Origin of the sequence: Methylibium sp. (genome assembly GCF_013817365.1) — a bacterium.
Taxonomy (GTDB): domain Bacteria; phylum Pseudomonadota; class Gammaproteobacteria; order Burkholderiales; family Burkholderiaceae_C; genus Methylibium.
In genome coordinates this window covers 1-9,410 of sequence record NZ_JACDCU010000120.1, presented here as the reverse complement: position 1 = coordinate 9,410, position 9,410 = coordinate 1, and the positions used below count along the sequence as shown (strand labels likewise).

At 69.7% G+C, this 9,410-nt stretch carries 9 protein-coding genes; 4 read left to right on the top strand and 5 right to left on the bottom strand.

All coding sequences use genetic code 11. The features are described from left to right. Positions 1-122 precede the first annotated feature (122 nt). Both H0W38_RS09460 and H0W38_RS09455 read right to left on the bottom strand, forming a co-directional pair. Positions 123-2,711, bottom strand: coding sequence for an EAL domain-containing protein (locus H0W38_RS09460; protein ID WP_292453176.1), 2,589 nt, complete (start codon positions 2,709-2,711; stop codon positions 123-125). Positions 2,712-2,784: 73 nt separating this feature from the next. Beyond that, positions 2,785-4,239, bottom strand: a complete 1,455-nt coding sequence (locus H0W38_RS09455) for an HD-GYP domain-containing protein (RefSeq protein ID WP_292453175.1) — start codon at positions 4,237-4,239, stop codon at positions 2,785-2,787. A 211-nt stretch (positions 4,240-4,450) separates the two neighbouring features. Between H0W38_RS09455 and H0W38_RS09450 the strand changes: the two genes are divergently transcribed. Then, on the top strand, positions 4,451-4,915 hold the full coding sequence (locus H0W38_RS09450; RefSeq protein ID WP_292453174.1) for a hypothetical protein: 465 nt from the start codon (positions 4,451-4,453) through the stop codon (positions 4,913-4,915). A gap of 144 nt (positions 4,916-5,059) precedes the next feature. Here the strand turns inward: H0W38_RS09450 and H0W38_RS09445 are convergent, their stop codons facing one another. The 3 genes from H0W38_RS09445 to H0W38_RS09435 all read right to left on the bottom strand — a co-directional run bounded on the left by H0W38_RS09445 (position 5,060) and on the right by H0W38_RS09435 (position 7,236). Continuing rightward, positions 5,060-5,653, bottom strand: coding sequence for a hemerythrin domain-containing protein (locus H0W38_RS09445; RefSeq protein WP_292453171.1), 594 nt, complete (start codon positions 5,651-5,653; stop codon positions 5,060-5,062). A gap of 72 nt (positions 5,654-5,725) precedes the next feature. Continuing rightward, entirely contained in the window at positions 5,726-6,328 is a 603-nt protein-coding gene (locus H0W38_RS09440) for a GGDEF domain-containing protein (RefSeq protein ID WP_292453169.1), read from the bottom strand. 113 nt (positions 6,329-6,441) lie between these two features. Further along, positions 6,442-7,236, bottom strand: a complete 795-nt coding sequence (locus H0W38_RS09435) for a GAF domain-containing protein (protein WP_292453167.1) — start codon at positions 7,234-7,236, stop codon at positions 6,442-6,444. Positions 7,237-7,461: 225 nt separating this feature from the next. On the opposite strand from H0W38_RS09435, the gene H0W38_RS09430 reads away from it, so the two are divergent. The 3 genes from H0W38_RS09430 to H0W38_RS09420 all read left to right on the top strand — a co-directional run. Beyond that, positions 7,462-7,929: a hypothetical protein gene (locus H0W38_RS09430; RefSeq protein WP_292453164.1), complete on the top strand. Its 468-nt coding sequence runs from the start codon at positions 7,462-7,464 to the stop codon at positions 7,927-7,929. A 96-nt stretch (positions 7,930-8,025) separates the two neighbouring features. Next, positions 8,026-8,409 carry a hypothetical protein gene (locus tag H0W38_RS09425; RefSeq protein ID WP_292453162.1) on the top strand — a complete coding sequence of 128 codons (384 nt, stop codon included), beginning with the start codon at positions 8,026-8,028 and terminating at the stop codon, positions 8,407-8,409. Positions 8,410-8,419: 10 nt separating this feature from the next. Then, positions 8,420-9,410: TolC family protein (locus H0W38_RS09420; RefSeq protein WP_292453161.1), on the top strand; the 991-nt coding region annotated here is incomplete at its 3' end.

The window sequence follows — 9,410 nt, the reverse complement described above, 5'->3', positions numbered from 1 at the left end:
AACCAATCCAGAAACTCGTTCCAGTTGCGCGGGTAGTCCTTGCCCGCCTCGGGTGTTACGCTATGCTGGATATCCATCCAGTAGTTCCAGCGTTGGTGGAGCTAAAAGGATACCCCTTATTTTTATTCAGTATTCAAAGCTTGCGCCGGCGTCGCTACGGGGGGCCGCGGCACCGAGCCACCCCGCGGACTGGCTGGCTGGCCTTGCCCGCAAGCGCCGGCGATGGCGCCGTCTCGTGCCGGCCGCGAAGTCATGCGCTCTTGGAGCTCCTCCACGGTCAGGGCCGGGGCGAAAAGGAAACCCTGGAATTCGTCGCAGCCGGCCTGGAGCAGGAAGTCTCGCTGTGCCACCGTTTCCACGCCCTCGGCGATCACCCGCAGGCGCAGCGCCCGGGCCATCTGGATGATGGCTTGCGCGATACCGCAATCGCTTTCGTCGCCGGGCAGGCCCTTCACGAAACTGCGGTCGATCTTGAGCTTGCTGATCGGAAAGCGCTTCAGGTAACCCAGGCTCGAGTAGCCGGTGCCGAAATCATCGATCGCCAGGCGCACGCCGAGCCGGTGCAGCGCGGTCAGACGCTGCAGCGCCTCGTCGGCGTCGCGCAGGAGGATCGATTCGGTGAGTTCGAGTTCGAGCAAGGTCGCCGGCAGTTGCGCCGCAGCCAGCACCGCGGCGACGCGCTCCACGAAGTCGGCCTGCTGGAACTGCAGTGCCGAGACGTTCACCGATACCGGCAGCTCGCGCCCCTGCGCGCGCCACAGGGCCGCCTGGCGCACCGCCTCGCCGAGCACCCAGTCGCCGAGCGCGACGATGAAGCCGCTTTCCTCGGCCACCGGGATGAACTCGCCCGGCGACACATCGCCCAGATCGGCGTCGCGCCAGCGCAGCAGCGCCTCGGCGCCGAGCACGGCGCCGCACGCCAGTCCGACCTGCGGCTGGTAGTGCAGCCGGAAGTCGCCATGCTCGAGCGCCAGGCGCATCGCGTGGTCGAGCTTCATCCGCGCGAGCAGATCGACATTCATCTGCGGCTGGTAGAAGCGCAGGCCGGCACGGCCGCGCTCCTTCACGCGGTACATCGCCGCGTCGGCGTTCTTGATGAGGTCGTTCATCGACGTCCCGTCGTTCGGGTACATCGCAATGCCGATGCTCGCCGTGACGCTGAAGTTCAGGCCTTGCAGCGTGAACGGCTGGCCCAGCACTTCGAGCACCCGCCGCGCGCTGGTTTCGGCGCCGCGCGCATCGAGCTGGCTGAGCAGCAGCACGAACTCGTCGCCGCCCAGGCGCGCGACGGTATCGACCTGGCGAACGCAGGTCTTCAGGCGCTCGGCCACCTCGACCAGCACGCGGTCGCCGAACAGATGGCCCAGCGAATCGTTGATGTGCTTGAAGCGGTCGAGGTCGAGAAAGAGCAGCGCGAACGGCGTCTGGTGGCGCTGCGACATGGCCAGCGCGAACTCGACCCGCTCGATGAGCATCACGCGGTTGGGCAGGCCGGTGAGCGCGTCGCTGAAGGCCAACTCCTCGATGCGCCGGTGCGCGGCGACGGTTTCGGTCAGGTCCTTGAAGAAGCCGACATGGCGAACGCCGGTAGCGCCGGGCGGGTCGCCCGCGTTCGCCTGAGCGGGCATGCGCACCAGCGAAACCTGGCCCGGCAGTGCGCTGCCGTCCGCGCGCCGGTGCCACAGCTCGCCTTCCCACACGCCGTGCTCCGTCAGGCGTTCGGCAATCGGCGCGAACCAATCACCGGGCTGGGCATCGCCCTCGGGGCCGGCGTTCGGCAACGAGAGCAGTCGCGCGGTCGGCAGACCGAGCAGCGCTTCGCGCTTGGTACCGGTAATGCGCTCGCAGGCCGCGTTGGCGGTGACGATGCAGTGCTGGTCGTCGGTGACGAAAACGGCGTCCAGGCTGGACTCGAACACCTGCGCGGCGAGCTGCAGCCGCGCCGCGCTGGCCAGCGGCTCGGTGATGTCGCGAAACGAGCACACGCGCCCGATCGGCTGCCCGCGCTTGTACTGGGGCAAGGTCACGCGCTCGAGCACGCGGCCCGAGCGCAGACGCAGCCGGTCGACGCTGCGCGTGGCCGGCAACGCGGGTGTTTCGGCCAGCTCGCGCAGCCGCTCGCTGAAGCGGGCTTCGTCCTCGACCTGACGGCGCATCCAGTCCAGGATGGCATGGTCGTCGCGCTGCGTGAGCAGCGCCTCGGGGAGCGACCACAGCTCGGCAAAGCGCTGGTTGCAGCCGCGGATGCCGCCCTGCAGGTCCGTCACCAGCATCCCGTCGTCGGTCGATTCGAGCGTGGCGCGCAGTTCGGCGAGCAGGCGCTCGAGCTCGTCTTCCGCGCCGCGCTGCGCACTCTGGTCGCGCAGCCCGAGCACGTAGATGGCCTGCCCGGGCCGCATCCACACGCGGTTGACTCGGCGCTCCACCGGCACCAGGTGGCCGTCGGCGTGGCGCACGAGGCTGTCGGAGTGGATGTGCCGGCCCTCAAGCGGCGCGCGGCCGGCGGCCATGTCTTCCCAGAAGCATTCGTCTTCGGGCGTGGCGGCGAGTTCGATCACCGCGCGGCCGATCAATGCCGCGCTGTCCACGCCGAACAGCGTGCCGGCCGCCGCGTTCGCGGCGACGATGCGCAGCCCCAGCGGCTCGACCAGGCACACCGCTTCGAGCAGGCTGTCGATCAGCGGTTGCCACACGGGCGGCGGCGAGGTCATGGGGCCCCCAAGGCGCTGCGCGCCGGCCCCCCGAGGGGGCGCGACCTCGCCTTGAGGCGGCTCGGCAGCGAGGTCATTCGCCTTGCGCCTCGACGCACGCCGTCATGAACGGCTCGCGGGCACGCTCGAAGAAATAGCAGATGCGCAGCCGAGGCGACAGCCAATCGAGCGTGGCTCGCGGCAGCTGCTGGGGCTTGAGGCTGCGGCGGATGCCGAGTTCGGGCACGGTTTCCAGGTCGAGCGGCAGCGCCTCGTCGCGACTTTGCCGGGGATCGTGCACGAGCACCCGCGGCTTGAGCGGCCGGGCGGCATTCACGGTGACCACCATCGCGTAGCGCTCGTCGGACAGCTGCACCACCGAGCCGGGCGGGTACACGCCCATCATGCGGATGAACGCGCCGAAGACCGCCGCGTCGAACTTCGCCTTCATCTGGCCGTACATCCAGGCCAGCGCCTCGTGCGGCGTGAGCGCCTGCGCGGGACTGGCGGGGTTGCACAGGTTGTCGTAGCGGTTGACGAGGGCGACGATGCGCGCTGCCGCGCTCATGCGTTCGTTGCCGAGCTTGAGCGGAAAGCCGCTGCCGTCAGCCAGCTCGTGGTGCTGGGCGACGACCAGCAGCGCTCCCGGTGCGAGGTGCATCTTGCGCCCGAGATCAACGCCGTGGCCCACGTGCGCCTGATAGAGATGACGCTCGGGCGCGGACGCGCCGGCCGAGTGAGCATCGATCCAGCGCACGCGCTCCGGTAGCTCCAGCTTGCCGATGTCGTGCAGCATCGCTCCCACACCCAGGTCGAACATCTCGGGTTTGCTCAACTGCAACTGCTGGCCGAGCAGCAACGAGATCACGGTCACGTTGACGGCGTGCATCGAGGCGCGGTCGCCCGCGCCTTCGCCGAGCAGGCGAATCGCCATTTCCGAGGCGCCGAGCAGGCTGCCGAGGAAATCCTTCACCCGGCCTTCGCAATGCTCGCGCGCCGCTTCGGGTTGGCTGAGCGCCAGCTCGAAGCTGCGCCGCACGGCGCGCCCGGCTTGCGCGTACTCGCGCTCGGCATGCTGCACGCACGCGATTTCCGCCTCGAACGCTTCGCGGCGCCGGCTGCGCGCCTGGGCCTCGGCGCTGAGCGCAGGAGGCGGCGCGGCCGGTGGAGCGCCGGCGCCAGCGGAGCTATCGCCGACGGCGGTCCTCTTTGCGGCTGCGGCTTGCGCTGCCGCTGCGGTCATGGCGCCGTCTGCGGCGTCGGCGTTGCCGGCCGGCGCAAGCGCAGCCGGCGTGCCTGCTTCGCCGGCGCTTGCCGCCTCGGGCGCCAAGTGCCCCTGAGCAACCAGCGCGCGGAGCGTTTCGGCTTCGCTGCGCTGCGGCGAGAACCGCACGCGAGCCAGGCCCAGCCCCCGCAGCACCTCGATCTGCTCGGCGGTGGCGATGCGAAAGCTGCTCAGTGGGAACGGATGCTCCATCCAGCCCAAATCGAGGTGGATGTGCAGACCGATGCACAGGTGCTGAACGTCGATGGTGGGTCGTTCTTGCATGGATACGGCTTTGCCGGGGAGTTGCTCCGGCTTGACGGGTTTTCGGCCAAGCGAGGCGGTCCTTGAGCAAAGCGCGTCGCCACAGGGGCGCGGCAAGGGTCCAGAGTGTTTCCAAACGATTCCATCTGTGTCGAATGACGGCGGCAATGGGAGCACGGCATGCGCATTGCCGAATTCCTGACCTTCACGGTTCTTTGAAAGGTTGTCCGCCATGAAACCGAAACTGCACACCCTCTCCGGCATGCTGGCCGCGATGGTTTTTGCCGGCGGCTTGTCCGCCGCTCAGGCCCAGACCGCTGCGCCGGCGCAGCCCGCCCCGTCCATCGAGCAGCCCCCGCCCGCTTCGACACAGCCCGGGACCGGCATGCCAGCCGCCCCGCCGAGCGGTGGTTCAGCGCAGGAGGGAATCACGATCGATCCGGACGAGGCGAAGGCCATCATGGACGCCCGCCAGATGTGCAGCAAAGCCGCGGACCCGCAAGCGCAGCAGGACTGCATGAACCAGGCTCAGCAGGACTACTACCGCGCCCGTTCCAACGGCGGCGGTGCGGGGGGCAGTGGCTCGATGCAGCCCGGCCAAGGCGGCTCCATGAACCCGGATTCGCCCGCCGCTCCGGGGAGTGGTGGGGGAACCGCTGATCCCGCCGGATCGCCCGGCCAGTTGCCCCGACAGTAAGCAGGCGCTCTTGCCGCCCAGCCCGGCAGAGCAAAGCGGCACGCCGGTCGTCGCGTTCCTCCGGCCTGCCGGCGCCGCTGCACGGCCTGCCCAACGACCGGCATCGCCGGCCTCTTGCGCCGCCGCGGCGGCAGCGCAGCGCCCTTACGGAAAGGGGCGCGGTGAGGGCGGTGCGGTGCGGCCCATCATCGAGCCGCCTGCGGCCAGCAGCGACGACGCCATGACAAAGCCGCTCTGCGGCATCGAGCGCAGGGTGTTCCACACGAGTTGCGGGCTGCGCGGCGCCAGCAGTTGCAGCCGGCGGCGCAGCATCCGTGCGCCCAGTTCGCTGAGCCGCTCGCCGAGCAGGCGCTCGGCGGCCGGCAGCAGGGTCGTCTCCTCGTCGGCCACGTGGTGCAGCACGTCTCTCATCAGTTCCATGAAGGTGGCGTCGTAGCTGGGGTCGGCCACCGGCATGACCATCAGCCGCTCGATGAGGCGGCGCATTTCGGCATGTTCCGGCACGCTCTTCTCGATCACCGTGAGATCGGGCCGCAGTTCGCGCAGCGCTGGGTAGAAGATCTCTTCCTCGAGCTGGGCATGAATCTCCAGCGAGGTGCAGGCCAGCCGCACCAGCGCCTGCTTGCGGCCGCCGGAGGTGCCCGCATGCACTTGCTGGAAAGTGGCCAGCACGTGGTTGTGGTCCATGCGGATCATGTCGGTGATGCTGGGCGTGAGCTGGATCGTCAGGGTGCGCATGGCAGGGCTCGCTCGATAGGGTTTTTGGAATGCGGGCAAGCTTCATTCCCGCAGCGCCGAGGCCCGAGCGTCTCAGCAAAACTCGCCGAAGGCCGACGACACGGTGTTGCGGCCGGCGCCCTTGGCCCGGTACAGCGCATCGTCGGCCGCGCGCAACAGGTCATCGAAGGAGGCGATGCGGTCGTCGAGCGTGCTAACGCCCACGCTGACCGTGTAGCAGACCAGGCCCACGCACGTGGCGACCTGTAGGGCCGCAACGCGCTCGACGATGCGCTGGGCCAGCGCATGGCCGCCGCCGAGCGTCGTGTGCGGCAGCAGCACGGCGAACTCCTCGCCGCCCAGACGGCCGACGAGATCGGGGCCGCGCAGTGCCTCGCCGGCAACGCCGACAAAGCTGCGCAGCACCACATCGCCGGCCGCATGGCCGTAGCAGTCGTTGATGGCCTTGAAGTGATCGATGTCGGCCATCAGCACCGTGAGCGCGCTCTTGTAGCGAACGGCGCGCTCGAACTCGTGGTGCGCCAGCTCGAAGAAGCGCCGCCGGTTGGCCACGCCCGTGAGCGGGTCGGTATGGGCCAAGCGCAGCAGCGCCTCCTGGGCGCGCTTGTGTTTGGTAATGTCTTCGTGGCTGACGACGATGCGCCGCTGGTCGTCGCCGACCGGCGTGATCCTCATCGCGAACCAGATATCGCCGCGCGGCTGAGAGCCCGGCTCCGGGCTCTCATCGCCCGGCTCATCCCCCCGACAACAGCGGTATTCCAGCTCGAAGCCGGTCGAGCGGCCGGCCCCTACCGAGGCCAGGCCGCAGCGCGCGGCGGCCGCGGAAGCCGGCGCCAGATCGCCGAGCGCGCCGAGCACGTCGACGTAGTGCGCGCCGATGAATCGCGAACCGCCGGCGTGGCGTCCGCGGCGGCGAAGCGCTGCCACGCGGCGTTCGTCTCCAGAATGCCGCCGTGCCGGTCGAGCACGGCCATGCGCGCCGAGACCGCGTTGAACACCGTCGCCCGCAGCCGGGGCCCGGCGCCCGCCTGCCCCTCCGCAAGCCGGCCGCCGCGTGACTCGGCATCCAGCAGCAGCCGCTCGAGCAGGCGCTGTTCGCGCAGCCGCGCCTCCATCAGGGTGCTGGTGACCAGCGCCAACTCCTGCAGCACCGCACGCTCCGCCTCGCCGATCTGTCGCGCGACCCGGTCTATCACGCACAGCGTGCCGAGCTTGTGGCCGCCCACCGTCAGCGGCGCGCCGGCATAAAAACGGATGTCGGGCGCGCCGGTGACCAGCGGGTTGTCGGCGAAGCGCGCATCCTGCGTGGCGTCCTCGACGACGAACACCTCGTCTTGCAGGATGGCGTGCGAGCAGAAGGCGACGTCGCGCGGGGTCTCGGGCACGTCGAGCCCGAGCGCCGCCTTGAACCACTGGCGGTCGGCGTCGATCAGGCTGACGAGCCCGATCGGGCAGCGCATCTGCTGCCCGGCCAGCCGAACCACCGCATCGAAAGCGGGCTCGGGCTGGGTGTCGAGAAGGCGCAGGCTACGCAGTACGTTCAGCCGCTGCGATTCGTCGGCCGGCGGGGGAGCGATCTCCATGCCGCAATTAACCTCTCGCGGCGGGCTTTTGGCTATGGGACTTGCCGCCATGTCCGGCGCAGTGTCAGGCTCACGCGACGCGTGACGCCGTGGCACGTTGGTGCGCCCGCGTACAAACCGATGCGCGCCGGCCTTGCGGTCGCAAGGTCGTGCGGCGTTGCACGGACCCCGCACGACCGCGCGTTCTCTCTTCACGTTGAGTTCCTGCCGAACGCCCCTGACGACATGACTTCGAAGCCGCTGGCCTACACTCTTACGATGCGTGGTGTGCTTCGAATCGTTCTGGCTTGGCTGCTCGTCTTGGCGCTGCCCGTGCAGGGCGTCGCTGCGCAGGCGATGCTGTTCTGCGGCCCGATGCATTCGACCATGGCCTTCGGCTCGGCGGCCCCGACGGTCGCGCCGACGCACCACGACCATGCCCTTCATGAACACGGTGCCTCGCCGGCCGCCGCGGCGACCGAGGCCCACGCACACACGCAGGAGGCGAGCACGCAGCCCGTGTCGAGCGCCGAGATGTCTTCGGCCACGTGCAGCGTGTGTGCTTCCTGTTGCAGCATGGCGGCCATCGCGACCGCCCTCGTGGTGCCCGACGCGCTGTCGTTCTCCCCGGTCTATACCTTGTCGCCCTTCGAGCCCCACGCCAGCCTCGCGGCCGGCGGCCTCGAGCGACCGCCCAAGCTCCACCTCGCCTGAGCGGCTCCGCGCGCGCCTTGCGCGCCCGGTGGTGCCGCCAAGAACAGCCGCCTGCGTTTTGCGCGGGCGAGTCCATCGTTCTCCTGCGAGGCTTCAATGATCCCCACCCCCATTGCCTTTCGGCTCGCGACCGTCATCGCCAGCCTTTTCATCGTCGCGCCGGCCACGGCCCAGCCCGAATCCCCGGCCCCGGCCCGGCCTGAGGCACGCGATCCCTTCGACGCCCAGGCGGCCGTGCCGCCGGTGCGGTACCGCTCGGCCTTCTCCGGCTACCGGCCGCTCAGTGACGAGTCGGTCGGCTGGCAAGAGGCGAACGACGAGGTCGCCCGCATCGGCGGCTGGCGCGCCTATGCACGGGAAGCCAACGCACCGGAGTCGCCGGCCAGCGCGCCGGCACCGGGCGCCGGCGGCGACTCGAAGCCGCCTGCGCCGGCCGACCATGGCGGTCACGGCAGCCATGGCAGCGACAAGAAGAACTAAGGAACGCACCGTGAACCGGAACAACCCCACTTCTCTAGCGCCGCGACCGAATGCACGCTCGCCGCGGCCGCGGCTGCGAATCGTCGCCGTCGCCGCAGCCGCGCTGCTGCTCGGCGGCTGCGCCACCTTCAGTGCCGACGGCGGCTTCGCACCGCTTGAAAAGACCGCGCAGGAGCGCCTCGGCAAAGACGTGAAATGGGCGCGCAGCGCCAGCGATCTCGAGGGCATCGCGAACCGCGTCGACGAACTGCTGGCGCAGCCGCTGAACGCCGAGAGTGCGGTGCAGATCGCGCTGCTCAACAACCGCGGCTTGCAGGCGAGCTACCAGCAACTCGGCATCGCCGAGGCCGACCTCGTGCAGTCGAGCCGGCTGCCCAACCCGGGCTTCAGCATCACCAAGCTGCGCCAGGGTGACGAGCGTGAGATCGAGCGCTTCTTCTCCTTCGATCTCGGCCACTTGCTGGTGCTGCCACTCGCGCGGCAGGTCGAAAGCCGGCGCTTCGCGGCCACGCAGCGCAGCGTGACGATGGAGATGCTCGCGCTGGCCGCCGAGACCCGTAAGGCCTGGGTCGGTGCCGTGGCGGCGGACGAGAGCCTGCGCTACTCGCGGCAGGTCCAGCGCGCTGCCGATGCGGGGGCCGAACTGGCCAGCCGCATGGCCGCGGTCGGCAACTTCACCAAGCTGCAACAGGCCCGCGAGCAGGGCTTCTACGCTCAGGCGGTGCTGGATCTCGCACGTGCGCAACAGGCGCAGGTCGCAGCACGCGAGCGGCTGACGCGCCTGCTCGGCCTGTGGGGCACGCAGACGCAGTTCGAGCTGCCCGAGCGCCTGCCCGATCTGCCGAAGGAGCCGGCCGACCAGCCCGACATCGAACAGCTCGCCATGACGCAGCGCCTGGACGTGCAGTCCGCGAAGCTGCAGGCCGAGGCCACCGCCAAGAACCTGGGGCTGAGCAAGGTCACGCGCTTCGTCAACGTGCTGGAGCTCGGCTACGAGCGCA

Bases quoted from the DNA above. Each gene is read 5' to 3' on its own strand.
- H0W38_RS09435 (WP_292453167.1), bottom strand. From the start codon at position 7,236: ATGGAGATCGCTCCCCCGCCGGCCGACGAATCGCAGCGGCTGAACGTA.
- H0W38_RS09445 (WP_292453171.1), bottom strand. From the start codon at position 5,653: ATGCGCACCCTGACGATCCAGCTCACGCCCAGCATCACCGACATGATC.
- H0W38_RS09440 (WP_292453169.1), bottom strand. From the start codon at position 6,328: ATGAGGATCACGCCGGTCGGCGACGACCAGCGGCGCATCGTCGTCAGC.
- H0W38_RS09430 (WP_292453164.1), top strand. From the start codon at position 7,462: ATGACTTCGAAGCCGCTGGCCTACACTCTTACGATGCGTGGTGTGCTT.
- H0W38_RS09425 (WP_292453162.1), top strand. From the start codon at position 8,026: ATGATCCCCACCCCCATTGCCTTTCGGCTCGCGACCGTCATCGCCAGC.
- H0W38_RS09450 (WP_292453174.1), top strand. From the start codon at position 4,451: ATGAAACCGAAACTGCACACCCTCTCCGGCATGCTGGCCGCGATGGTT.
- H0W38_RS09460 (WP_292453176.1), bottom strand. From the start codon at position 2,711: ATGACCTCGCCGCCGCCCGTGTGGCAACCGCTGATCGACAGCCTGCTC.
- H0W38_RS09455 (WP_292453175.1), bottom strand. From the start codon at position 4,239: ATGCAAGAACGACCCACCATCGACGTTCAGCACCTGTGCATCGGTCTG.